This window comes from Clostridium akagii DSM 12554 (assembly GCF_000686725.1).
Taxonomy (GTDB): Bacteria; Bacillota; Clostridia; order Clostridiales; family Clostridiaceae; genus Clostridium_I; species Clostridium_I akagii.
On record NZ_KK366009.1, the window covers coordinates 115,907 to 142,517 of the forward strand.

General features: G+C 30.2%; 19 protein-coding genes, 1 tRNA gene and 1 riboswitch. Of the genes, 10 read left to right on the forward strand and 10 right to left on the reverse strand.

Translation table 11 applies throughout. From position 1 onward, the window contains the following. Positions 1 to 162: 162 nt before the first annotated feature. The gene (locus BR66_RS0121605; protein WP_084156581.1) at positions 163 to 717 is read left to right on the forward strand and encodes a phosphatase PAP2 family protein; all 555 of its coding nucleotides are present in this window, start codon (positions 163 to 165) and stop codon (positions 715 to 717) included. Between the two features lie 21 nt (positions 718 to 738). On the opposite strand, the gene BR66_RS0121610 is transcribed toward BR66_RS0121605, so the two are convergent. Both BR66_RS0121610 and BR66_RS0121615 read right to left on the reverse strand, forming a co-directional pair. Continuing rightward, the gene (locus BR66_RS0121610; RefSeq protein WP_026884781.1) at positions 739 to 1,911 is read right to left on the reverse strand and encodes a DNA polymerase Y family protein; all 1,173 of its coding nucleotides are present in this window, start codon (positions 1,909 to 1,911) and stop codon (positions 739 to 741) included. Positions 1,912 to 1,963: 52 nt separating this feature from the next. Further along, positions 1,964 to 2,866, reverse strand: a complete 903-nt coding sequence (locus BR66_RS0121615; protein WP_026884782.1) for a DMT family transporter — start codon at positions 2,864 to 2,866, stop codon at positions 1,964 to 1,966. 298 nt (positions 2,867 to 3,164) lie between these two features. Here BR66_RS0121615 and BR66_RS26550 point away from each other — a divergent pair, with 298 nt between their 5' ends. Beyond that, entirely contained in the window at positions 3,165 to 4,049 is an 885-nt protein-coding gene (locus BR66_RS26550) for a GNAT family N-acetyltransferase (RefSeq protein ID WP_242841203.1), read from the forward strand. A 93-nt stretch (positions 4,050 to 4,142) separates the two neighbouring features. On the opposite strand, the gene BR66_RS24515 is transcribed toward BR66_RS26550, so the two are convergent. Further along, positions 4,143 to 4,580 carry a L,D-transpeptidase gene (locus BR66_RS24515; RefSeq protein WP_341350089.1) on the reverse strand — a complete coding sequence of 146 codons (438 nt, stop codon included), beginning with the start codon at positions 4,578 to 4,580 and terminating at the stop codon, positions 4,143 to 4,145. A 213-nt stretch (positions 4,581 to 4,793) separates the two neighbouring features. Between BR66_RS24515 and BR66_RS0121635 the strand changes: the two genes are divergently transcribed. From BR66_RS0121635 to BR66_RS0121650, 4 genes are all read left to right on the forward strand, one after another. Beyond that, complete coding sequence (locus BR66_RS0121635; protein ID WP_026884783.1) at positions 4,794 to 5,585, forward strand: thymidylate synthase; 792 nt, start codon at positions 4,794 to 4,796, stop codon at positions 5,583 to 5,585. Then, positions 5,585 to 6,064, forward strand: coding sequence for a dihydrofolate reductase (locus tag BR66_RS0121640; protein ID WP_026884784.1), 480 nt, complete (start codon positions 5,585 to 5,587; stop codon positions 6,062 to 6,064). The genes BR66_RS0121635 and BR66_RS0121640 overlap by 1 nt, the downstream gene beginning before the upstream one ends. 21 nt (positions 6,065 to 6,085) lie before the next feature. Continuing rightward, a complete protein-coding gene (locus BR66_RS0121645; protein ID WP_026884785.1) occupies positions 6,086 to 9,016 on the forward strand; it encodes an insulinase family protein in 2,931 nt (976 codons plus the stop codon). A 108-nt stretch (positions 9,017 to 9,124) separates the two neighbouring features. Continuing rightward, the gene (locus tag BR66_RS0121650; RefSeq protein WP_026884786.1) at positions 9,125 to 9,634 is read left to right on the forward strand and encodes a hypothetical protein; all 510 of its coding nucleotides are present in this window, start codon (positions 9,125 to 9,127) and stop codon (positions 9,632 to 9,634) included. A 360-nt stretch (positions 9,635 to 9,994) separates the two neighbouring features. Here the strand turns inward: BR66_RS0121650 and BR66_RS24520 are convergent, their stop codons facing one another. After that, on the reverse strand, positions 9,995 to 10,561 hold the full coding sequence (locus BR66_RS24520; RefSeq protein WP_051624346.1) for an SPOCS domain-containing protein: 567 nt from the start codon (positions 10,559 to 10,561) through the stop codon (positions 9,995 to 9,997). 282 nt (positions 10,562 to 10,843) lie between these two features. Here BR66_RS24520 and BR66_RS25415 point away from each other — a divergent pair, with 282 nt between their 5' ends. Beyond that, on the forward strand, positions 10,844 to 12,856 hold the full coding sequence (locus BR66_RS25415; RefSeq protein WP_162174165.1) for a sensor histidine kinase: 2,013 nt from the start codon (positions 10,844 to 10,846) through the stop codon (positions 12,854 to 12,856). Positions 12,857 to 12,964: 108 nt separating this feature from the next. On the opposite strand, the gene BR66_RS0121670 is transcribed toward BR66_RS25415, so the two are convergent. Continuing rightward, positions 12,965 to 14,680, reverse strand: coding sequence for a methyl-accepting chemotaxis protein (locus BR66_RS0121670; protein ID WP_026884788.1), 1,716 nt, complete (start codon positions 14,678 to 14,680; stop codon positions 12,965 to 12,967). Between the two features lie 365 nt (positions 14,681 to 15,045). Between BR66_RS0121670 and BR66_RS0121675 the strand changes: the two genes are divergently transcribed. Further along, positions 15,046 to 15,819: an alpha/beta fold hydrolase gene (locus BR66_RS0121675; protein WP_026884789.1), complete on the forward strand. Its 774-nt coding sequence runs from the start codon at positions 15,046 to 15,048 to the stop codon at positions 15,817 to 15,819. A gap of 91 nt (positions 15,820 to 15,910) precedes the next feature. Here BR66_RS0121675 and BR66_RS0121680 read toward each other — a convergent pair whose 3' ends face one another. Both BR66_RS0121680 and BR66_RS0121685 read right to left on the reverse strand, forming a co-directional pair. Then, positions 15,911 to 16,531, reverse strand: coding sequence for a histidine phosphatase family protein (locus BR66_RS0121680; protein WP_026884790.1), 621 nt, complete (start codon positions 16,529 to 16,531; stop codon positions 15,911 to 15,913). Between the two features lie 127 nt (positions 16,532 to 16,658). Next, positions 16,659 to 18,659: a methyl-accepting chemotaxis protein gene (locus BR66_RS0121685; RefSeq protein ID WP_026884791.1), complete on the reverse strand. Its 2,001-nt coding sequence runs from the start codon at positions 18,657 to 18,659 to the stop codon at positions 16,659 to 16,661. A gap of 245 nt (positions 18,660 to 18,904) precedes the next feature. Further along, positions 18,905 to 19,020, forward strand: a riboswitch (SAM riboswitch). A gap of 88 nt (positions 19,021 to 19,108) precedes the next feature. Between BR66_RS0121685 and metH the strand changes: the two genes are divergently transcribed. After that, positions 19,109 to 22,747: a methionine synthase gene (gene metH / locus BR66_RS0121690; RefSeq protein ID WP_026884792.1), complete on the forward strand. Its 3,639-nt coding sequence runs from the start codon at positions 19,109 to 19,111 to the stop codon at positions 22,745 to 22,747. A gap of 118 nt (positions 22,748 to 22,865) precedes the next feature. Beyond that, positions 22,866 to 23,522, forward strand: a complete 657-nt coding sequence (ytaF, locus tag BR66_RS0121695) for a sporulation membrane protein YtaF (protein WP_035796855.1) — start codon at positions 22,866 to 22,868, stop codon at positions 23,520 to 23,522. Between the two features lie 167 nt (positions 23,523 to 23,689). Here ytaF and BR66_RS0121700 read toward each other — a convergent pair whose 3' ends face one another. The 3 genes from BR66_RS0121700 to BR66_RS0121710 all read right to left on the reverse strand — a co-directional run bounded on the left by BR66_RS0121700 (position 23,690) and on the right by BR66_RS0121710 (position 26,594). Further along, positions 23,690 to 25,840 carry a heavy metal translocating P-type ATPase gene (locus tag BR66_RS0121700; RefSeq protein WP_026884794.1) on the reverse strand — a complete coding sequence of 717 codons (2,151 nt, stop codon included), beginning with the start codon at positions 25,838 to 25,840 and terminating at the stop codon, positions 23,690 to 23,692. Positions 25,841 to 25,934: 94 nt separating this feature from the next. Further along, positions 25,935 to 26,303 (reverse strand): ArsR/SmtB family transcription factor, encoded by a 369-nt coding sequence (locus tag BR66_RS0121705; RefSeq protein ID WP_026884795.1) that lies wholly within the window; start codon positions 26,301 to 26,303, stop codon positions 25,935 to 25,937. A gap of 215 nt (positions 26,304 to 26,518) precedes the next feature. Beyond that, positions 26,519 to 26,594: transfer RNA gene (locus BR66_RS0121710), tRNA-Met, on the reverse strand. Between the last annotated feature and the right edge of the window lie 17 nt (positions 26,595 to 26,611).

The following is a 26,611-nucleotide window of genomic DNA, read 5'->3' on the forward strand; positions in this document are numbered from 1 at the left end:
GTATATAATAAAGTTATTAATAATTATTAATAGGATTGTTTTAATCTAATTTTAATTTAATTTGGTGATAATAAATAATATGGGGATATACTAGTAGAGAAAAAATTGTTGGATTTTTTTGAAGATGACTGAGAAGAAATACAATGATGAGGGGAGAAAAACATGACTATTACAGGAAATTTAATTAGTATTGTATTGGATTTTGATAATTTTATTCTTTTATATATACAAAGAAATATGCATGGACATATAATGGATAAAGCTATGGTTGTAATAACGTCTTTAGGGAATGTAGGAGCCATATGGATTCTCATAGCTGCTCTATTAATGATTAGCAAAAAACATAGGAAAATAGGATTTATGGTTCTAGTATCTATAGTAATAAGTACGATTTTAGGAGAGGGAATAATTAAACATATAGTTCAGCGAATAAGGCCGTCAGATATTTCATCAGCTAACCGGTTAATTGCAGAGCCTTCATCATATTCATTTCCTTCCGGTCATGCGGCAGCTTCATTTGCAGCAGCAGGGATATTAGCTAAGTACTTTAAAAATTATGCACCTCAAATCTTCGGCTTAGCCGCATTGATAGCTTTCTCACGATTATATTTATATGTGCATTATCCTACAGATGTTTTAGCTGGTATTATTTTAGGACTAATATGCAGTAGAATAACTATTCACATGTTTAATAGATTTAATAAAAATCTTAAATAATATTTAGCTTTTAATTTTAACTTAATTTGAAATGATATCATGACCATATCTTTTTCTTATTGAGTCAATTGCTTTATCAAGTGCCTTTTCCTTATCATCTTGAGCAACTTCAAAAAGAGACATTTGATAATATCCTTCATCTACTAATTGTGTCAATGATACTCCAAGCAGTCTAATGGGTTCCTTTTTCCACACTTCGTCAAATAACTGCAATGCAACTGTGATAATTTGTCTATTGGAATCTGTTGGATTAATTAGTTTCTTTTGGTGGGAATAATTTTTGAAATCACTACTTCTTATGCTTACAGAAATAGAATTACAGCATTTATTTAATTCTCTTAATCTTGTTGATAAATTTTCTGAAAGAGACCTTAAAACCTTATATGCGGATTCGCTGTCGCTTATATCCTCAGCAAAGGTGGTAGAATTACTAATAACTTTCATTTCACTTGTATTGCACTCAACATCAGAAGTATCTATTCCATTTGCATATTCCCAAATCATTAAACCATAGCTTTTAAATTTTGATTTTAACAACTCAGCACTATAATTTGCTAGTTCCCCAATAGTGTATATATAAAGCTTATTAAGCTTCTCAGTGGCTTTTTTACCTACCATAAATAATTCACCTACACTTAGAGGCCAAAGCTTTTCTTTTATTTCTGAAGAGTATAGAGTGTTAACCTTGTCAGGCTTATTAAATTCCGAAGCCATTTTAGCTAAAAGCTTATTATTAGATATACCTATATTAACTGTAAAACCAAGTTCAGTTTTTATACGCTCTCGTATAGCCTCTGCCATTTTTATTGGTTCATCCCTTAAATCATTAGTAACATCTAAAAAACATTCATCAATTGAATATTGCTGAAGTAAAGGCGTATACTCCTGTAAAAGATCAATCATAGATTTACTATATTTCTCATATACTGGGAAACAAGGAGAAATAACTTTGAGGTTAGGATATTTTTTCCTTGCAGAAAATAGACTTTCCCCAGTAATAATGCCATATTTTTTAGCCGAGTTAGATTTAGCTAGAACTACGCCACGTCTACTGGATTCATCCCCCCCAATGACAGAAGGTATGTCTCTAATATCTAGTTTTTCTCCATTTTTCATAGCATCTGCAGCTGACCAAGAAAGGAAAGCAGAATTTACATCTATATGAAATATTATTCGTTCCTTATTATCTTTCATTTATACCTCCATCAATGTATAACAGTATTTTTATTATAACAATTAAATATTCCTAATTATATTTATTTGCACCCCATAAGCCTATCAATATTAGCACTGAGCCGACTAATTCATAAATATGAAAGCTTTCTCTAAGAAAAATAACACCTGCAGCTATTGAAACTATAGTGGAGAGATTTGAAAATACAGAGGACTTAGAGGCTTGTATTTTTGAGAGAGTATAATTAATCAGTGAATATGCAACTATTGAAGATAAAATTCCAAGATATATTATTGAAATATCAAAAGTTAAACTTCTAAGTGGTTCAAAATATGATGTGATTTTTTTGTGTATAACCAGATTACCTAGCCACATTAAATTAAAAAATACAGCGGCCACAAACATCATAAAATATGTTATTTCAATTGGCGTAAAATGTTTTGAAGCTTTTCTTGAAATAATACTAAAAAAACCGGCTGAGGTTACAGCACCAAGTAATAGTGCCATTCCCAAAAGTGAATTACCTCCACCACTTGAATTACTCATAATGCCTATAAGGGCTACCCCAGAAACTGACAACAATATAAAGCGTATTTTTCTAATTGAAGGAATTTCATTTAGAAAAAATGCACCTAGTATTGTAACAGCTATTGGAATTAGGGAAAGCATAAGTCCAGCTATAGAGGAAGATGTGGCCTTTATTCCATAGGTTTCGAAAATGAAATAAAACACTGGTTCAGCGATGCTAAGCAAAATAAGATCTTTAATCTCTTTATTTTTGTAATTAACCTTAAACATTTTAAATTTTATTAAAACTGACATAATTATAAATGCAATAAGAAATCTGAACGCCACAAGAGCAATAGGGCTAGATGCATCAAGCGCCATTTTGGAAAATAAAAAGCTTAATCCGAATATGGTACAACTTATAGTTGCTGCTAAATATGGAAGCGTTTTGCTACTAGTGTTAGTCATATAGTTCTCCTCAAAGCATTTGCTATTTTTTTTATACTATTTATTCAAGTGGATTTTTTATTTCATATTATTATATCAGAAAATTTGTACTTGAAAACATATAATGAAAACTATATTTCAACTTTTTATGGTATAATTGGGTAATTAATACTTCGGTTGGTTCAAGATATCAAATGAATGGGGGTGAAATTTAATTTGGATAAAAATATTCAAATTAAATTTAAATATGGCAATAAGAAAAGCTGAAATCAAAGAGATAGATTCCATTATACATATAATCAAAAGTGGCATTATTCATATGGAATCAAAAGAAATTTATCAATGGGATGATAGTTATCCTAGTAGAGAAATAATAGGCCAAGATATTTCACATGGAACTTTATATGCAAGTGTTGAAAATAAAATCATTACTGGTATCATAGTTCTAAACGATGATCAAGCTCGGGAGTATGGGGAATTAAATTGGAATTATGTTTCTGGGAAACAATTAGTAATTCATAGATTGTGCGTTGATCCCAAATATCAAGGAATGGGAATAGCAAAATCACTAATAAATTTTGCTGAGGGTTTTGCAAGAGATAATAACTATAAATCAATAAGACTGGATGCATTTACCAAAAATAAAGCGGCCTGCAAATTATATGAAAAAGTAGGATATGAAAAAGTAGGTATTGTGAATTTTAGAAAAGGAAAGTTTTTTTGTTTTGAAAAAGGATTTAGTAATATACATTTGGTTGAAAAAAACATAGAAGAAATTAAACTGATTAAGCCATTATGGGAACAATTGAATTCTATCCACATTGAAAAATCAATTCATTTTAAGACTAAATATGAAAATTTCATATTTAGTAAAAGAATGGAAGCCATTTATGAAAAAGCGCAGAATGGTATTATTAAGATAGATATGGTTTTTGATAGCGCTACTAATAAATACGTAGGGTATTGCTTAAGTTCAATTGAAAATAATTCAGGGGAAATAGAATCTATCTATATTGAAAAGCAGTATCGGAAGTTTGGAATAGGCGGACAGCTTATGGAGAGTGCTTTGACCTGGTTTAAAGCAAATGGAATAACAAATATTCAAATTGGTGTAGTTTATGCAAATGATGAGACTCTACCATTTTATGAACGATATGGTTTTTATATTGGAAATTATCTATTGAAAAGAAATCAATATTTTTAACGTGGAAGAAAATATGGAGTATGATTGGAATGCTTAAGCAATTTGATCATATAGGATTTTGGGGATGATGAAATAGCACATCTTATTATGTTACTAGTAAATATACACTGGAGTCCCAAGCGTAACTAGATTATACAGTTCTTTTGCATCTTTGCTGTGCATTCGGATACATCCGTGGCTTACTGCTTGAGAAATTGAACGTGGCATATCAGTTCCGTGAATACCGTAAATGCCAAATGGAACATTAAGTTGCATAAAATGCCCTCCGAATTGATTTCCCCACAAGCCTTTTTTTATAATAATCCAGTTACCTAGTGGCGTAGGAGTAGAGGGTTTACCAACAGCAACATGATATTGTTTTAGTTTTGTACCGTTGTTAAATAGTGTTAATATTCGTTTTTTAGTATTAATTTCAATATGAAACACTTCACAGTACACCTCTGAATACATTTTATTAATAACTAATATAGAGAAACTAAGGTTGTACTTGGTATTGAAGTTACTAACATTGAATACACAAATTTTGCACATCAAAGGTTAATAAGTTTTCAATTTTCATATCTTCCTAAATAATAGTTACTATAAAATATTATATGTATGTTGAAGTTATTGTGATAATAATAAGTTGTAAATATAGAGCTTATTTCTAATGAATGATATAATAATATAAAGGATTTATTTTCTCAGCGGAACAAATTGGTTTTGAACATGTAAAACATATGAAGAGAAATGGAGTGATAAATTATGAGTTATGCTGATAAACAATATTTGGATATTGTTCAAAATATTTTAGAAAAGGGTTATTATGATAACAATAGAACAGGAGTTTCTACATTTAAATTACCACATCAAATTATGCAACACGATTTATCAAAAGAGTTTCCAATATTAACAACAAAGTTTGTGGCTTTTAAAACAGCAGTAAAAGAACTACTATGGATATATAAAGATCAGTCAAATGATGTTACTAGGCTTCAAGAGCAAAATGTTCATATTTGGGATGAATGGATGAGACCTGATGGAACAATAGGAAAAGCATATGGTTATCAAGTTAATAAATTTAAACAGATTGATAAGCTTATAAATACACTTAAAACAAACCCACAGGATAGAAGAATGATTATATCATTGTGGAATATTGAAGATCTACCAGATATGGCATTACAACCATGTTGTTATGAAACACTTTGGGACGTAAATGGAGATAGGCTTAACTGTATGCTAATACAAAGAAGTGGAGATATGCCCCTAGGCGTTCCATTTAATATGAGTCAGTATGCGGTGCTTGTACATTTAATTGCTCAAGTAACTGGTTTTAAACCTGGTTTATTTACACACGTTGTGAATAATGCTCATATTTATGAAAATCAAATTGAAGGAATGAGATTACAGCTTGGAAGAAGAGAACAGGATATTATAGCTCCAAAGTTATGGATTAATCCTGAAATAACAAACTTTTATGATTTTACTCCAGATGACATTAAACTTATCGATTACAAACATCTTGGTAAAATAAAAATGGAGGTATCTGTTTAATGTTAAGTATTATAGTTGCTTTTAACGAGAATTATGTGATAGGTAACCAAAATAAATTAATATGGCATATTTCTAATGATTTAAAAAGATTTAAAAAGATAACTACGGGGAAAACAATTGTTATGGGGAGGAAAACCTTTGAATCTTTGCCTGGAGTATTGCCTGGCAGGAAACATATTGTTATTACTGAAAATAAAGAGTATACTGCTGCAAATGCTATGGTAACAGTAGTAAATGATATAAAAGAAATATTTAAATATGAAGATTCTTCTGAAGAGTTTTTTATTATCGGCGGAGGGGAAATTTACAAACAATTGCTTCCTTACTGCAAGAGATTATATTTAACAAAAATAGTCTCTACCCAAGAGGGGGATACATATTTCCCTAAATTTGATATAAATAAATATAGAGTTATAGAAGAAGAAAATAATGTGGAAAATAATGTGGAGTATTCATTTATAGTATTGGAAAAAATATAATAAATAAAGGAGCGATGTATTATGAATTTTTTTGAAAAAGATGATATTTGTCATGGATTCAAATTTTTGCAGCAAGAAGAAGTTAAAGAGATAAATGCCACAGCGTTTATTTTTCAACATGTTAAAAGCGGAGCAAAGCTTCTATATTTAGAAAATGATGATGACAATAAAGTATTTTCCATTAGCTTTAGGACACCACCTAAGGACAGTACAGGAGTATTTCATATATTGGAACATTCCGTTTTATGTGGTTCTGAAAAATATCCAGTTAAAGAACCATTTGTAGAGCTTCTAAAAGGTTCTTTAAACACTTTTTTAAATGCATTCACTTTTAGCGATAAGACAATGTACCCAGTTGCCAGTAAAAATAACAAGGATTTTTTAAATCTTATAGGTGTTTATATGGATTCTGTGTTTCATCCTAATATCTATAAATATGAGGATATATTTAAGCAGGAAGGATGGCATTACGAACTGAATAAAGCGGATGAAGATATTACCTATAAAGGTGTTGTTTACAATGAAATGAAGGGAGCTTTCTCATCACCAGATGGAATTCTTATGAGAAAAATACAAAATTCACTTTTCCCTGATACTACTTATGGTTTTGAATCAGGTGGAGATCCTGAAAATATACCTGACTTAACCTATGAAAATTTTATTGATTCACATAAAAAATATTATAGTCCGGCCAATAGCTATATATATTTATATGGAGCTATGAACTTAGAGGAAAAATTAGAATTTCTAGATAAAGAGTATTTAAGCAGTTATGATAAAATTCAAGTAGATTCTAGCATTCAACTTCAAAAGCCAATAGGGGTAAACACTGTAATAGTAGAAGAATATCCTATATTGTCCAATGAATCAGAAATTGATAAAACTTATTTAAGTTTGAATTTTGCTACGGAAAAATCTAATAATGCAGAAATTAGTCTTGCTTTTGATATACTTGAATATTTACTACTTGAAAGCAGTGCAGCACCACTTAAAAAAGCATTACTTAATGCTGGAATAGGTAAAGATGTATCTGGAGTTTACGATAACAGTATTCTGCAACCATATTTTTCAGTTATTTTAAAGAATTCCAATGAAGAAAAACAGGATGAGTTTAAAAAAGTAGTATTTGAGACTCTTAAAGAACTTGTGAATCATGGAATAGATAAGAAACTAATAGAAGCAGCAATAAGCGTTAAGGAATTCCAGCTAAGAGAAGCCGATTTTGGTTCAATGCCTAAAGGATTAATTTACAGTATAGTATCAATGGAAAGCTGGCTTTATGATGAAAACCCACTTGTGAACTTAAAGTTTGAAGACAGTTTATCAAGGGTTAAATCAGCATTAACTACTAATTATTTTGAAAAAATCATTGATAAGTATATGTTAAATAGTAATCATCAAAGCTTAGTTATTGTTAAACCTTCAAAAACCATTGGAGAAAGAAGTTCCAATAGGTTAAAGGAAAGGTTAAAAGAATTTAAGAATTCATTAAATTCCGAAGATCTTAAAAAAATCTTGATCCAAACAGAAAATTTAAAAATAAGGCAGGAAAGTGAAGATTCGGCAGAAGATCTTAGAAAAATTCCATTGTTATCTCTAAGTGATATTGACAGAGAACCAGAAAAAATACCACTAAGTGAGACAGAAATTCATGGAATAAAAACACTTTATCATAATATATTTACAAATAAAATAGCTTATTTCAATTTATATTTTGATTCAAGTAAAATCTCAAAGGAACATCTTCCATACCTTGCATTACTGGAAGAAATCCTAGGAATGGTGGATACAGAAAAGTACAAATATGATGAGTTAGCTAATGAAATAAATATTAAAACTGGAGAAATTAGTTTTACAAACACTATAATTGGTAGTAAAGATACAACTGACGATTATTATCCTAAATTTACAGTTAAGGTGAAAGTTCTTAGTGAAAAAATTGGTGAGTCCATTGAAATACTTCACCAAATCATGTACAAAAGTAAATTCCATAATAAGAAGAGAATTAAAGAAATAGTTCAGCAACTAAAATCAAAATTGGAAGCAACTATTAATCAAAATGGTCATGTTGTTGCATTGGGGAGGCTTACTTCATATTTCTCTAATGTGGGTAAGTACAATGAGAGCATAAAAGGTATAGAATTTTATAAGTTTATATGTGACATAGATAAAAATATGGATAATAAATATGAAGATATATGCAAGAATATAGAAGAAGTTTGTAATAGCTTATTTACTAAGGGAAATTTAGTAATAAGTCTAACTGGAGAAAAAGCAATATATGACTTGTTTAAAGATAGTATTCACATATTGGAGATTGAGGATAAAAATACAAACAGTGAATTTGTGTTTGTAAAAAGTTTAAATATTGCTGAAAATGAAGGTCTAACTACTTCAAGCAAGGTTCAATATGCAGTTAAAGGTTATAATTTTAAAAAACTTGGCTATGAATATTCAGGAAAATTGCAGGTTTTAAGGAATGTATTATCCTTAAATTATTTATGGAACAACTTAAGAGTTATGGGTGGAGCTTATGGTTGTGGAGTGTCAATTTCCCAAAGTGGTAATTTGGTTTTTTATTCTTATAGAGATCCTGGACTTAAGGAAACACTAAAGGTGTATGATGAATCATATAAATTTGCAGATAGTTTTAATGCGGATGATTATGAAATGACAAAATATATTATTGGAACCATATCAAATTTGGATGCACCTCTAAGTTCTAGAAAAAAGGGTGAACGTTCTGATGAAAATTACTTCAAAAAAATCACAGAAGCTTTTATACAAAATGAAAGGGAAGAAATATTAAGCACTAGTAAAGAAGATATAAAAGGATACTCCAAATTATTGAAGGATGTTACAGAAAAAAATTATTTGTGCGTAATGGGAAATGATGTGAAGATTAAAGAAAATAGTGATATTTTCAATAATGTTATAGAAGTTTTTGAATAATATAATATAACACAAATAATGTGTTATATTTTCAATAATGGTAACAGTATATCAAAAACAAATATAAAATATAAGTATAGTAATAAAAACAAGGAGATTAATAAGGTTATGACCACAGTTAATAAAAAGATTTCTGATAGTACAGAGCTACTGGAGTTTGAGCATAACACTATAATTGACTGTAAAGTTAAACTTCAAAATATTTTCACAAAGGAATTGCCAGAAAGCCAAATGGGGGTTTATGGTGATTATGATATACTTATATTTTATAGACATGATTCTAGACGAAAAAGTAACTATCAAGTTAAAACTATAAGAAAAACTTTTAATGAAATTTTATCTTTAGCAGATGGGTTAGAAGATTATAGCGTTTTACATGGAGAAAGAGGAAAAATCGAAGAAGTTTCATTTGAACCAACTTGTGATTTTAAATTGAAGAACAAACATCATAACGATGTTAGCTATGAAATTCAGGTATTAGGTGACATTAAAATCACATATTACTCAAAAAATCATGAAAAGCAGGATGAAAAGCAGGATGAAAAGCAGGATGAAAAGCAGGATGAAAAGCAGGATGAAAAGCACAAGGCTCCGCACAAGAACAAAAACATGATATAACAGAGGAACAAAAACAGGATGCGCCAGAAGAGGAAAATCAAGATGCTAAAAAAGAGCAAAAAGATGAAAATGTTGAGAAAAATATTTTGGTGCCAAAATTTAAAGATGAGGTTTTACAGTTTCAATTGGATGATGATCATCCAATTGAAGAATTGATGAATATGGATTTGGAATCACTTAAGAGGATATCAAAAAATCAGTGAATAGAAATTTCAAGTTAGGCATCTAAAAGAAAATAGAATAGTCACACTGACATTTTTCCTTAAGATGCCTTATATAAAAAGCACAGTTAAATTTTAGCTGTGCTTAGTTTATTTATATTATTTTAAATCCAATCTATTTATTTATATGGGGAAAATTTTAAAGATCTACAAGGACTTTAACGTGCTCTATTTTTGTGATTTTAAGTTTTATTTTAACAATTATTTTTTCAAGAAGCTTGTTGTAGGTTACAGCCCAATCAGGAGCACCCTCTTGTAATGGATTTGGTTCTAGTAATTCTTCTTTTTCACCTTCCACATATGCCTCAAGTATTTCTACGTTGTCATATTCATCGAAGGGTTCTCTTGCAGCCACATCGACAAAAGATGCAAAATCTATTCTTGTTGTAAATTGGAATAATGGTCCATTTACAGCGTCACATGCATAATCGGTTATGGTTTTGTAGTTTACATTTTTATCAATATATCCATCTAGAATTACTTTCCCAATCCATTTATCACCTGTCTTACAAGTTGGAGGTACTATTGAAAAGTTGGTAATTACAACTTCTTTGTCTATATCTACAATTCGGAAGATTGGAGGACTAGGAGGTGAGACAGTAGAAACTTTAACTACTAGCTCTTGTTTTTCTCCATATCCAACAACTACAGGAACCTGGAGAATCTTTTTTTCTGGTTTACAGTCAAAAATATCTTTATCATCCATAAGTTTATCACTCCTTAAATATTACTTAATTAGCATGGGTCATAATATGAAAATTCATAGTGACATGATGCTAAGTATTTTTGTAATATAGTATATTATATAAATTAATCAACATTAATGTTCCTAATTTATGATAAAATCAATATGATGAAAAGTTGGAGACAATTAGTTAAAAGATAAAAAAAACATGTTAATATAAGTATAATGTGTTATATTGGATACAAATTTGTTATAATTAAGTTTGCGGGGATAAAATTTGTCATGATTTTTAAGGAGATATTTATGAAAAAGACAATAGTAGGAACAATAGTAATTACAATGCTTTTAATGTGGATAACTATTTCCAATATAGAAAACTCACATTTCGTAAAAAAGATGCCATCAATATCTATTACTAATGGTTGGCAATATAGGGATGGAGATTCACCTAAAGATAAAGATGGAAATTCAACATGGGTTAATGATAAAACTTCTTGGAAAAGCCTTAAATCGCCATTGAATCCTCATATAAATGATTCAAAAGGATATGCTTGGCTGAAAGTGGTGCTTACTAAGGAAAATTTTAGAGATCCAAGTATATATTTTTACACTTATAATCAAGATTTTCAAATGTTTATAAATGATAAATTAATATATAGTTTTGGAAGTTTTAATAGTGATAATCTGCACAAGCTCCCAGGATCATTTTGGCATATTATAGAATTGCCTAATGATTATGCTGGTAAAACTGTTTATATTAGAATGCATTCATTGGATACTTCAGCTGTAGGGAATGTAAGAAATTTTGAAATAAGCTCCGCAAGTAACCACTTGATAAATGTAATAAAAGAAAACTTGCCTTCATTCATATTTGCATGCTTATTTGTTTTTGTGGGCTTTAGTGTTTTAATTGTTTCAATTATAAAGCTAAAAGGTAGTAAAATTTTTATGTCCTTTAGTTTCGCCTGCATAACTTCAGGAATATGGCTTATAGCTGGCGGAGAAATAAAACAAATGTTTTTTTATGCTCCTCAGTATTGGGAATATATAAAAATAATTTCTCAATATTTAATACCTGTAGCATTTAGTTTATTTATAAATAATCTGTTGGAAAATAAATTTGAAATTATTTACAAAAATGTGATGGGATTTCATTTAGTACTCTTAGTTTTAAGTTTGTTATTGAATTTTTTTAATATAATTCGTATTGATAGTACAGTGCATATTTTTTATGTATCATTTTCAATAAGTATGATAATAATTATTATATCAATTATTAAAGCTTACGATTCTTGGAATACTGAGATAAAAACATTTCTATTTGGGTTTATTGCACTTTGCTGTTTTGGAATTTTTGATGTTTTAAATTGGAATTTCAATTCCAATCATTCTGAATTATATTTATCTCAGTGGGGAATTTCCATTTTCTTAATGAGTCTATTTATAGTTATAATACTACATTATATTAGGGCTAAGGATGAGGTTATTGAATATTCAGAAAAGCTTAAATCCAAAGAAAAAATACTTGTTGAAAGTCAACAAGAACTGGAATTTTTCGCAAATATATCTCACGAATTAAGGACACCCTTAAATATTTTGCTGAGTACCCTGCAGCTACTGAATCTTTATATTAGGGATGGATCAATTAAGATTGCAGGAAGAGATATTAGCAAACATTTTAATGTTATGAAGCAAAATTGTTATAGGCTTTTGAAGCTTGTAAATAATTTGATTGATGTAAATAAAATTGATTCTGGATACTTGAAGGCTGATTTTAAAAACATGGATATAGTTTCAGTTGTAGAGGATATAACGCAATCTGCGGCTAATTACATAAAAAGTAGGGGAATAAGTATTACTTTTGATACGGATATAGAAGAAAAAATTATAGCTTGCGATTTTGAAAAGATTGAAAGAATTATTCTTAATCTTTTGTCTAACGCCGTTAAATTTTCCAATGCAGGAGGTTCTATTTTCGTAGGTGTTCATGATGGTGATGCCAATGTTGAAATAGTTGTAGAAGATACAGGCATTGGCATAGAAAAAGACAAGATTGATTCTGTTTTTGAGAGATTTGTCCAAGTAGATAAATCATTTACTCGAGATCATGAAGGTAGCGGAATAGGACTTTCATTAGTTAAATCTCTAGTGGATATGCATGGAGGCAATATATGTGTAGAAAGTAAGTATGGTGAGGGAAGTAAGTTTAAAATAAATCTCCCAGTGAAACATATAGTAAATGGTGAAATTTGCGAAATTAATGAGGGTTCAGCAGTACATGTGGAAAAGATTAGTATTGAATTTTCTGATATATAGTTAGAATGATAAAACAATGAAATAGTAAAATAAGTGGATTTGTTTGCATGAATCCACTTATTTTCTATTTTATTGAAAGATTTTTATATGTCACTTATAAGATGTATATTACAATTTAAATTTTTCGGTCATAATAGTTAAATGTTCAGCAAGTTCCGCTTGAATCTGTGAAGATTTAGCGACTTCATCCATAGCCATTGAGGTTTCATTTATACTACCTTGTATTTCTCCTGTTTTTGCGGAACTCTCTTCTGCAGTTGCAGAAACATTTTGTATAGCATCATTTACTTGGAATATAGATTCAGACATTATCTTGGTTGTAGATGATATTTCATCTGATACATTACTAAAATATTCAGCATCTTTTTCATATTGTATTCCAGTCTCAACTAGTAATTTATAGTCATCTATAACAGTTCCATCTATAAAAACCAGTAATTCATTGGCATTTTGTGAAAGGTTTTTAAAAGCATTTTGAACTTGAATTATAACAGTTTGAATGCTTGATACATTTGATGAAGATTGTTCCGCTAATTTTTTTACCTCTTCAGCAACAACTGCAAAACCACGCCCTTGCTCACCTGCTCTGGATGCTTCGATTGCTGCATTTAGCGCAAGTAAATTGGTCTGTTCAGCTATTCCTGCAATTGATTCTGCCATAGATATGATTTCACCAACTATTTTGCCTTCCTCAATTGCTGCAATTATCTTGGTATTTTTATCATTGTATGTATTTATAGTGACCTGAGATGCATTTGTTCCCTTGGTTTTAATTGAGCCGGCACGAGTTTTTATAAGTTTAGCAGAACTACTGTTTTCTTCTGCTTTAAGAGATAAATTAGTTATGTTTGAATTTATTTCTTCTATGGTAGCGGTGACTTCTTGTACAGTTGAACTTAATTCCTCAGAACTTTTGCTTATATCATTTGATGATTGATTAATATTTTCAATTTTAGAAAAAACCTCTTCTGAAGTAGCTGATAATTCTTCACTGGATGAACTCATATTTGAAGTACTTTCCATTATTTTTGAAATTAAAGATTTAATATTTGCTGATGCCTCATTTAAAGCTTGAGATAGGTGTCCAATTTCGTCTTTAGTAGAAATCTGAATAGTGGTAGTAAGGTCACCTTTACCTAAGGCTTGTGCAAATTCTAATACATTTTTTATTTGCTTTGAAAGCATTGAGGATATTAGAATTCCAAGTGTAATAGAAAGTATTAAACCTAATATTATTATTCCAATAATAATATTTAATGAATTATTAAACGTGAGTGTATTATTATTATAAAATTTGGAAGAATCATCGTTATTAACTTTAATTAATTTATCTAAATCGCCATATAGATTTGTTCGCAGGGGTGTGAGTTTAGGAAAATTTTCTTTAGCGTTTTGAAAATCATTGATATTGGTTAGGTTTACTATATTTGTATATGTATTCTCATATGCAGTCAAGTCTGCCTTAAATTTAGAGAATACAGATTTATCTTTATCAGAAAGCAAATTTTTTTCATAATAGCTAATAAGAGAAGCATTATTTTTAGCTAGTTTATCTATTGTATGTTCAAGGGCTGGGTTTTGATTGTTTTCATTATTTTGATATGTAATCTTAATTATGTCATAGCGTATATCGGCTATATTGAGTTTTATGTTGTTCATTCTCTGTATTGCTTGAAGATTGACATTATAGATTGTTGATGTATTAGAATTTAAGTTTTCCATGTTTCGTACTCCAATAAGACCTACAATCACTATTAAAATTGCAACAAGAATAAATGATAGTATTAACTTTTGAAAAATTTTCAAATTCTTAAACCATGACATTTTAACAACTCCTCTTAAAATTATTAAGTATAAATTAAATCCATTAGTAGAAAAATATTGGCAAAATTATTATAAGAATTTGATTTAAATAATAAAATTTACCAAATACAATGTAATTATAGATAAAATTTTAGGAAAACACAAGCTATTAATAAACATTTAACGGCAATAACAATAAAATTGGATTATTATAGAAATTAATGGGGAATAAAGTAACTATATTATTATGGTTGGTGAAATCAAACCTAATAATTGATTTTTATGATTTATTCATGTAATGTTAAGAAATTACTTATTGACAAAATACAATAAAAACAATATATTAAGTATATAGGAATACTAGGGAAAAGATAGAGGTGTTTGTAATGCAGAAATCAGTAGAGATAAAAAGCGGTAATTTAATGTTAAGAGGTGCACTTCATATTCCTGATGGTGTGAATAAAAAGGTACCCATAGTTATAATATATCATGGATTTTGTGGCAATAAAATGGGACCTCATTTTATGTTTGTAAAACTGTCGAGAAAATTAGAAAAATTAGGAATTGCAAGTATTAGATTTGATTTTTCTGGTTCTGGTGAAAGCGACGGGGAATTTGTTGATATGACACTTAGAACGGAAATAGAAGATGCCAATAATATTTTGGATTATGTAAAAAATTTGGATTTTATAGATAAGGAAAGAATAGGAATAATGGGATTCAGTATGGGGGGAGCTATTGCAAGTATTATTGCTGGAGATAGAAAAGATGAGATTAATACACTTTGTCTTTGGTCACCTGCAGGAACTATGGACAAAATAATATTATCTAACGCATATGTAGGTGACAAATTAGAAGAATTTATTCAGACTGGAAACTTTGATGTGGAGGGATTGCTTCTTGGGAAAAAATTCATTGATGATATAAAAAATATAAAGATATATGATAGAGCAGCAAATTATGAAAATAAATCCATTATTATACACGGTAATAAAGATGAAGTAGTTCCTTTAAAAGCTTCACAAAAGTATATGGAAATTTATCGAAATAACTCTAAGCTTGAAATTATAGAGGGTGCAAACCATATATATGAAAAAAATTCATGGGAATTGGAAGTAATAGGGATCACGGAAAACTATTTTAATAATGTATTTAATTAGTCTAGAAAACAATCAACAATGGACATTAGATAAAAATGCCTTGAAGGTTTGATTTGATTATAAGGGTAAGACCCTTATAATCAAATAATATCTAAACAGTATCAATCAAATGATTTGTATCGTTCAGAAATTCTATTACTGGTTCAAATTTATCATTGAATATAAGTTTTGTTATTGAAGTATTTCCAATGGACATTTTGTGGTACATGGTCATTTCGAGATTTAAAAGACCAATAATAGCAGCTTTTATTATTCCTCCGTGCGCTACTATAACTATTCTTTTCCCTGGATGAACTTGGACTATTTTTAAAACTGAATCCTTACCTCTTTTGGCAGCATTTTTAAGGCTTCCATCTCCGCCACATATAGGGGCTGTTATTTTGTCATTTTTCCATAAATCAAATTCATGAGAATAGGCTTTTTTTATTTCATGTACGTTAAGGCCTTCCCAATCACCATAGTTTATTTCTCGCATTTCAGTGAAAATTGTTGGTTTAATTTTTGATTTTTCACTTATAATTTCTGCCGTTTTTAAAGCACGAATTAAAGGGCTTGTATAAAGATAATCGAAGCTTCCAACTAATCTTTCAGCTAGATATTTTGCTTGTGAAATTCCTTCTTCAGACAGAGATATGTCTTTGCTTCCTTGAAATTTCCCAAGTTTGTTCCATTCCGTTTCTCCATGTCGTATCAAATAAACTGTTGTGTTCATAGTATTCTCCTAATAGTTAATCGTATTTTTACTTTTAAAATCAAATTTAATCTAAGTTTTACTTATATATTAAGGTTAAATAAAAAACAAGTCAATAACCACCCCTGGTTATTGGCTTGTTTTATTATTAACTAAATTTATTTATTTCTGTTTCTAGAGTATCCGTAATTTCTTTTAGTTTTTGTGCTACATTGTTGAATTCAGACATAGTAGCAGTTATCTCTTCTGTTGTAGCTGATACTTCTTCAGTACTAGCGGAAGATTCTTCAGAGACCGCAGATATATTTTGCAGTTTGCCCAATATATCGTCTTTACTTTTGTTTGTATCCATAATGTGATTTTTAATAGAGGAAATATCACTTATCAAAAGTTCTATTGAATCAGAGAGTTCACTAAATATAGTTTCACTTTGATTTACTACCTCGCTTTGCTCTTTTACTATACTCATAGAAGTATTAATTGATTTTGTTGCAGTGATATTCTTTGCTTTGATCTTTTCTACTAAATTGTAAATCTCATTTGTGGAATTAGTGGATTTTTCAGCTAAGTTTCGGATTTCTTCAGCAACTACAGAAAAACCTTTTCCTGCATCACCTGCTCGGGCTGCTTCAATAGCAGCATTTAGAGCAAGTAAGTTTGTTTGCTGTGCTATGCTGTTTATTGTTTCAGTAATAAGACCTATTTCCTTAGAAGATTCAGTCATATCATTTACAGCCTGGGCAACTTCATTTGAAGATTTGTTTACAGAGCTAGTTTTCTCAGTTAATGTAGTCATAATTCCAGAACCCTTTTTAGCCAAATTACGGGTGCTTTTAGAAATATCGTTTATATTTTCAGTTGCGGTACTTATATTTTCCATTTTTGACGCCAAGGAATCAAACTCATCTACACTACCAAATATATTGTGCGCTTGAACACTTGAACCTTGTGCAAGTTGATCAATGGTAGTTGCAACTTCAGTGATTGAAGTTGAAGTTTCTCTGGACATGCTACTAATAATGTTAGAAGTATTTAAAATATTATCAGAAGATTTTTTTACACTTTTGGTCATTTGGCTTATATTATTAATCATGTCATTAAAATCATCACTTAAAAGTTCGAATTCATCACCAGAATTTATATTAGTTTTTACAGATAAATCACCACTGGATGCCTTTGAAAATGCAAATTTTAATATATTGAATTTTTTAACAATACTATCGCTTACTAGATATGAAATTATAATTGCCAAAATAATTGTAGCCAATATGCAGAAAAAGGATATATACATAATTGAATTAGTATCATTTGATAGTTCGCTTTTATATAATGAACTAACTACTCTCCATCCAGTTAGAGAATTTGTCTGATATGAAGAAAACATTTCATTACCATTATCCTTGTATTCAGTAAAACCAAATTTACTAGATTTTATTTTACCCCAAAGTTCACTAGTGGTTATTTTTTTTGTTCCTAGCAGAGATTTATCTTTGTTAGCAATCATGGTTCCATCTTTGTCAGTCAGGAAAATATAACCTGAATTACCTATCTTGGAAGTTACTAGATTATTACTTAGTGTACTTAAATCAATATCTAGGGCTACAACTCCTACTAAATGTCCATCATTATATACCGGTTTTGAAATAGTTATAATATTTTTACCTGTAACCGAGTCTTTATACACAGGGCTATATGATATTTTATTTGGATTTTTCAGAGAATCAGTATACCATCCTCTGGTAGTTGGGTCATAACCTGCAGGGAACTGTTGTTGAGGATAAATTGTCATGTGTTTACTAGCATCAGAAAAATAAACGTTCATGAGGCTATTATTACTATTCTTAACTTCTGTAATAAAGCTTAATGCATATTGCTGAAAGTCGGGATGCGATGATAAATTCATAATATCGTAATCGTTGCTTAGAAGATTGATATCACTATCCATTGCTAAAAAATAATTATTAATTCCTGTGTCGATTTCTTTTAATGTTTGATTTGTACTAGTGTCCAGTCTTTTACTTAATATGTTATATGATTTAATATAAGATATGTAACCAAGGAAGATAACTGGTAATATGCACAATAAAAGCATTATAACAAGGAGTTTAATACGAATGCTTTTGAAAGTTTTATTAGTTCGTGTTTTCATTTGTGAACCTCCGATTATTTATAGTTGTTTTTGGTAGTTTGAATGGGTTATGAACTTTTTATAATATATTGCTTATGCAACGATATACTATAGCATAATATAAATTAAATTTCAATAGATTATTTAATCATAATAAAATTACTATTTAATTTTCAAACAAAATATAAAATCTTAAAAATATATTGACAATGTTAAACATAATGTTTAAAATTTATATATGTGATATAAAATTGAATAAAATCTTGTTCTTATCAAGAGAGGTGGAGGGACTGGCCCTATGAAACCCAACAACCGGCATTCTCATTCGAATGTAACGGTGTTAATTCCTGCAGAAATGAAATATATTTCTGAAAGATAAGAAAGGAGCGAATTATATAATTTACGCTGCTTTTCTTATGAAATGCAGCTTTTTTGTGTATTAAATTATATTTATGAGGGGGCTATGATCTATGAATTACAATATAAAAAATTTATTAAAGAAAAGAATACTGGTACTAGATGGTGCCATGGGAACTTGCATACAAGATTATAAATTAGCTGAAGGAGACTACAGTGGGCATTGCCACTGCTCAATTAACCAAAAGGGAAATAATGATATTTTAAATATTACAAATCCGGATATCATTAGTAGTATTCATGAGAGATACCTAGAAGCTGGGGCAGATATAATTGAAACAAACACTTTTAGTGGAACTAGAATTTCTCAGAGCGACTATGATATGACAGAAAAAATATATGAAATAAATTTTAATGGAGCAAAACTTGCAAGAGAGGCGGCAGACAAATATACTGAGAAAACTCCGGAGAAACCTCGGTTTGTAGCTGGAGCTATCGGACCTACAAATAGAACTGCATCCCTTTCTCCAGATGTTGAAAACCCTGGGCTCAGGAATACTAGTTTTGATGAACTTGTTGAAGCTTACAGTGAACAAATTGATGGTTTGATTGATGGAAAGGTGGACATTCTAATAATTGAAACCATATTTGATGCTTTAAATGCAAGGGCCGCATTATTTGCAGCAAAAAACATGTTTCTAAAAAAAGGTAAAAGGTTACCTATTATAATATCCGGAACTATTGCAGATAAAAGTGGAAGAATTTTATCAGGGCAGACTTTAGAAGCTTTTGCCAATACTATGGTGGATGAGGATGTAATTGGAATAGGACTTAATTGTTCATTTGGAGCTAAGGAACTTATACCATTTATAAAATATCTTTCTAAGACACAAAACAGGTATGTCACTTTTTATCCAAATGCAGGACTTCCAAACTCATTTGGTGAGTACGATGAACTTCCAGAAATCACAGCTCAGCTTGTTAAGGGATTAGCTAGTCAAGGACATTTAAATATTGTTGGAGGCTGCTGTGGAACTACACCGGAGCATATTAAGGCAATTAGTGATTCGGTAGCAGGTATTAAACCTAGAATCGTTCCTGATATAGAACCAGAGACTATATATTGTGGACTAGAAGCTCAGAAAATAAGCAAAGAAAATAAATTTGTAAACATTGGAGAAAGAACAAATGTGGCAGGTTCGGCTAAATTTGCAAGACTAATTAGGGAAAAAAAATATGAAGAAGCATTATCAGTAGCAAAAGAACAAGTGGAAAACGGTGCACAAATAATTGATATAAATTTTGATGATGCACTTTTAGAATCAAAAGAAGAGATGGATATTTTTCTCAAACTTGTGGCCAGTGAACCGGAAATATCAAAGGTACCCGTAATGATTGATTCTTCAAAATTTGAAGTTATAATAACCGGATTAAAAGCCATACAAGGTAAGGCAATTGTAAATTCAATAAGTTTAAAGGCCGGTGACGCGGAATTCATAAGACGTGCAAATTTAATAAAAAAATTTGGAGCAGGGGTTGTAGTCATGGCTTTTGATGAAAAAGGTCAGGCAGATACTTATGAGAAGAAGATAAATATATGTAAAAGAGCATATGACATTTTAGTTGATCAGGTTAAGTTTTCGCCAGAAAATATTATATTTGATCCGAATATTTTAGCTATAGCTACAGGCATGGAGGAACATAACAACTATGCTGTAGATTATATTAATGCTACTAGGTGGATTAAAGAAAATTTGCCCTATGCTAAAGTAAGTGGTGGAGTTAGTAATCTTTCATTTTCTTTTAGAGGAAATAATGGAATAAGAGAAGCAATGCATTCAGCGTTTTTGTATCATGCAATTAAAGCTGGTATGGATATGGGAATTGTAAATGCTGGAATGATTCAAATCTACGATGAAATTGATAAAGATTTATTACAAAAGGTTGAGAATGTAATTCTAAACACACATTCATTAGCGGCAGAAGAACTTTTGGAATTTGCAGAAAGTTATAAGGTCTCCGATAAAAAAGTAGAAGGTAATAAAAATTCTTGGAGAAATGAGGATTGTAAGTCTAGATTAAAGCACGCTGTAATAAAGGGTATAACTGAGTTTATTAAGGAAGACGTGGAAGAAGCCAGAGGAGAATATGACAAGGCACTGCAAATAATTGAGGAACCACTTATGGATGGCATGAAAGTTGTTGGTGAATTGTTTGGAGAGGGAAAAATGTTTCTTCCTCAAGTAGTTAAAAGTGCTAGGGTTATGAAACGTGCGGTAGAATGTCTTTCTCCGTATATTGAAGAGGAAAAAGGTGGACTAAGTTCTAGTGTTGGAAAAGTTGTATTTGCAACAGTTAAAGGAGATGTTCATGATATAGGTAAAAATATTGTATCAGTAGTTCTTTCTTGTAATAATTTTGAAGTTATAGACCTTGGAGTTATGGTACCAGCAGAGGTGATATTGGAAACTGCAAAACGTGAAAAGGCTGACATAATTGCTCTCAGTGGGCTTATTACGCCATCTCTAGAGGAAATGGCAAATGTGGCAGAAGAGATGGAAAGACAAGGGTTCAATATTCCACTTATGATAGGTGGTGCAACAACTTCAAAGACTCATACCGCTTTAAAAATTGAACCTATGTACTCAAAAGGAGTTATTCATACAACAGATGCTTCAAAAGCAGTAGAAGCAGCAAAATTGCTTTTAAATAAAGATAAGAAGACACAATATTTGAAACAAATTAAAGAGGAATACAAGACAATAAGAGAAAATTATGCTCGGTTCCCAAGAAAGTTTGTATCTTTAGAATATGCAAGAGAAAATAGTTTCAGTAAGGATTGGAAAACTGCTAATATAACAAAACCTAATTTTTTAGGAATAAAAAAATTATTAAATTTCCCCATTGCCAAATTAAGAAAATATATTGATTGGAGTTTCTTTTTTATTGCTTGGGATATGGGAATGGTATATCCAAGAATAATGGAGGATCCAAAGTTTGGTGAAGAGGCTAAAAAATTATTTTATGATGCAAATAAAATGCTAGATAAAATTGAAAATGAAAATGTATTAACAGCTAACGGTGTGTTTGGTATTTTTGAAGCAAACGCAATAGAAGATAATATTGAAATTTATAGTGGGTCAGAGGTTATTACATTTAACTTGCTAAGGCAACAGGAAAGCAAAAAAGAGAATATTTATAGGTGTCTATCCGATTATGTGGCTCCTAAAAATAGTGGAGTTAAGGATTATCTAGGCGGATTCATTACAACGGGGGGAATTGGTGCAAAAGAATATGCAGATAAATTAAAGGCAAGTGGGGATGACTATGGTGCATCCATGGTTATCATACTTGCAGATAGACTTGCAGAAGCCTTTGCGGAATATCTTCATCTTGAAATTAGAAAAAAATATTGGGGATATTCGCCTTCAGAAGACCTAGAAGTGGGGAGTTTATTTAAAGGTGAATATATAGGCATAAGACCTGCGTTTGGTTATCCATCATTAAGGGATCATGCAGAAAAAGTCAAGTTATTTAAGCTTTTGGATAGGAAAGGAGAACTTAAAATAAATTTGACAGAAAATTACATGATGTCTCCTGTTGCAAGTACGTGTGGTCTTTATTTTGGTAGTGATGACGCAAAATATTTTGACATCAATAAAATTGATGATGAGCAGTTTAAAAATTATACCCAGAGAAACCAAAAAGATGAAGCTGAACTTAAAAAAATATTTAATATACTTTTACCTTGAAAATTGCATTTCATTCGCAAATTTTCAATGATTGAAGCTGAAATCTTGGCATTTAGTAACAAAGCCTTTCGCACAAACATATAATACTTATACGGATTAATGTGAAGGGCGGAACATTATGATAAAGTCATATTTTGTTGTAATGATGTTACTAGCAGTGGTAAGCAATACAGATAATTTTGCAGTTGGAATCTCATATGGTACTAGAAAAATGCAGATACCATTTATATCAAACTTAATTATAGCTTTTATAACTGGGTTAGGTACGCTTATATCAATGCTTCTAGGTTCAGTGATTTCGAATGTATTGAACCAAAAACAAGCAACATTTTTAGGTTCGATAATAATAATTGTAGTTGGATGCTGGATTTTTGTAAAAGAGATGAGAAACATATTTAAAGATGATAGTAATAAAAATCAAAGTCAAGTATGTAAAATTGAAATAAGTAGTTATGGATCTATTGGCAAAATCCCAAAGATATTAGAAAATCCTTTTTTAGCAGATTTGGATTTCTCAGGATACATTAGTGTCAGTGAAAGCATTATTTTAGGATGTGCATTAGCACTTAATAATATGGCAAATGGAATTGGGGCAGGACTTGCAGGTATAAATCCTTTTGTGACATCAATATTTGCATTTATAATCAGTTTACTTTCTATTTGGGCTGGCATTAAACTTGGGCATGATTATATTCAAAATTTTTTAGGAAAACTTTCGGCTCCTTTAGCTGGAATTATACTTATAATAATAGGGATTTATGAAATTATATTTTAAGTCGAGATGCAAGAGGCAAGTTTTCCTTGGGCGAAATAGTACCATATAGAAAAAGAAAGTCCGCAGATTATGTTTACTAAATCTGTGGACTTTTTTATTTTATTATTTCTCGGTTTTAGCTGATAAATATTCAATAACTTGAAAAGTTGGATTTTAGAATTATAAGTTTATATTTTTTTTACATTCAAGACTCTCATTGAGTTTAAAACTGCAATTAATGCTACGCCAACATCTCCAAAAACTGCCTCCCACATTGTAGCGAAACCTAAAGCACCAAAAACTAAAAGAATAATTTTTATACTTAATGCAAAAACAATATTTTGAACTACGATGTGTTTTGTCCTTGATGCTATTTTTAAAGCTGTTACTAGTTTAGAAGGTTCATCATTCATAATTACTATATCAGATGCTTCAATAGCAGCATCTGAACCTAAACCACCCATAGCTACTCCGATATCTGCTCTGGAAAGTACGGGAGCATCATTTACACCATCACCAACAAATAACAATTTTTCTTTATTAGACATATTTGTATATAGGCTTTCTAGTATTTCAACCTTTTGTTGTGGTAAAAGTTCTGAGTAAACTTCATCAATACCTAATTTCTCGGCGATTATAGTAGCAACTTTTTTATTGTCCCCAGTAAGCATAACAATTTTTTTGATGCCAATCTTTTTAAGTTCTTTTATAGCAACTTTTGAATCATCTTTTATTTCATCGGAAATTATAATATAACCAGCATAAACCTTATCAATAGCAACATGAATTATGGTTCCAAAGGAATCTATATTTATATGCTGAATATTATTATTATCCATAAGTTTTGAATTACCAGCGAGTATATTTTTACCATTAACATCAGCACTAACACCATAGCCGGAAAGCTCAGTATAGTTTGATATATTGTTTGTGTCTATGGGCATATTGTAGTATTTTACAATGGATGTTGCGATTGGGTGATTTGAATAGCTTTCAGCAAAGGCTGTATACTGGAGTAATGCGTTTTTATCAAATTTTGTGTTTGCAAAAATTTCAGTTACATTAAATACACCTTTTGTTAAAGTTCCAGTTTTATCAAAAACTACTATACTGGCATCATTAAGTGCTTCTAAATAGTTACTTCCTTTAACAAGAATGCCTTTTTTTGAAGCGGCACCGATTCCACCAAAGAAACCCAATGGAACTGATATTACAAGAGCACATGGACAAGATATAACAAGGAAAATTAAGGCTCTATATAACCAGCTTGAAAAAGCAGCGCCAGGAATAATAAGAGGTGGTATAAATGCTAATGCTAATGCTGAAAATGTAACAATGGGAGTATAATACCTAGCAAATTTAGTTATAAAGTTCTCAGCATTTGCTTTTTTTGAACTTGCATTTTCGGTTAACTCTAAGATTTTTGCTATGGAAGATTCTCCAAAGACTTTTTCAACTTTCACAGTTAAAAGACCAGTGGTATTTATAAAACCACTTAGTACGGTACTTCCTACTTCTACTTCTCTTGGAACAGATTCACCTGTGAGGTTTGAAGTATTCATAAGAGATTTTCCATCTATAACATTACCATCAAGAGGAACTTTTTCACCAGGTTTTATAATTATTATATCACCAACATTTACATCATTTGGATCCACTTTTTTTAGGTCAGTACCTATCTTCAGGTTTGCAAAGTCAGGCTTTATATCCATAAGGGCTGAGATGGATTTTCTTGAATGATTCACAGCAATTCCTTGCAGGAACTCACCAACTTGATAAAAAAGCATAACTCCAACAGCTTCTGGATATTGTTTAATTGCCAAAGCACCAATGGAAGCAATACTCATTAAAAAATTTTCATCAAATAGTTCGCCTTTTAAAATATTTTTAAAAGATTTAACAAGAACTTCGGAACCTATTAATAAGAAAGCAATAATGTATAGTGGAAGTTTTATATTTGAACCATTACTTAAGAAGAAGGTGATTAGGTAAATAATTGCACCAAGTATTATTAGTAATAAATCTTTTTTTTCTTTTAACCTATCTATAAAGGTTTGATTTATATGGATATCTTGTTTTGATTCAACCTTTTTGTAATTTTTCACTCTTTCCTTAACAATTACATCAGGCTCAATACGATTAATTATTTGTTTTGACATTCCCATAACGTTAGATATATTTTCTGGTATATCTACTTCAATTGTAAGAACTTTATTTACAAAATTCATTGATGCATTATTTACTCCAGGTAAATCTTTGACTCTTGTTTCTATTTTTGCGGCACAGTTAGCGCAGCATAAACCTTCTAGTAATAATTCTTTTTTTGTATTTTCAGCCATAAAAAACGCCTCCTTCTATTGCTATAATATGAAACTTTTATATATTGGCGAGCAGAGAAACATTTTGTTATATATTTAATTGGTTAGTCGAATTTTATTTCTCGGTTAGATGTGCAAGTCCTTGATTAAATATTTGTTTAACATGGTCATCATCTAAGGAATAATAAACAACTTTGCCAGCTCTCCTATATTTAATAAGTTTTGCAGTTCTTAATGTTTTAAGCTGGTGGGATACGGAAGATTGTTTCATTCCTAGTAAGGTTGCAATATCACATACACACATTTCTGAAAGTGATAGCACATGTAAGATTTTAACCCTTGTTGTGTCTCCAAATATTTTATATAAATCTGATAAATCATAAAGTAACTCTTCATCTATCATATGTGACCTGACATTTTTGATTATATCAGGGTGGATTACGTTACAATCACAGACATCTATTTTTTCTTTTTCAGAAAACATTTTAATCACTCCTCATATGCACATATGTTCATGTGTTCATGTGTTCATATATAATATATGATAATTATAGAAATTTGTCAACATTTTTAAGAAAATTAAGGATGGATAAATAGTTGAAATATAGAATTGAAGTATAAAGCTATTTTAATGAAATACAGTACTAAAAACATAGTTCAAAAAATAATATAAGCGTTCTAAATATTAGAACGCTTATATGGTTGCGGGAATAGGACTTGAACCTATGACCTTCGGGTTATGAGCCCGACGAGCTACCAACTGCTCCATCCCGCGATATTAAGTTGTTAAGA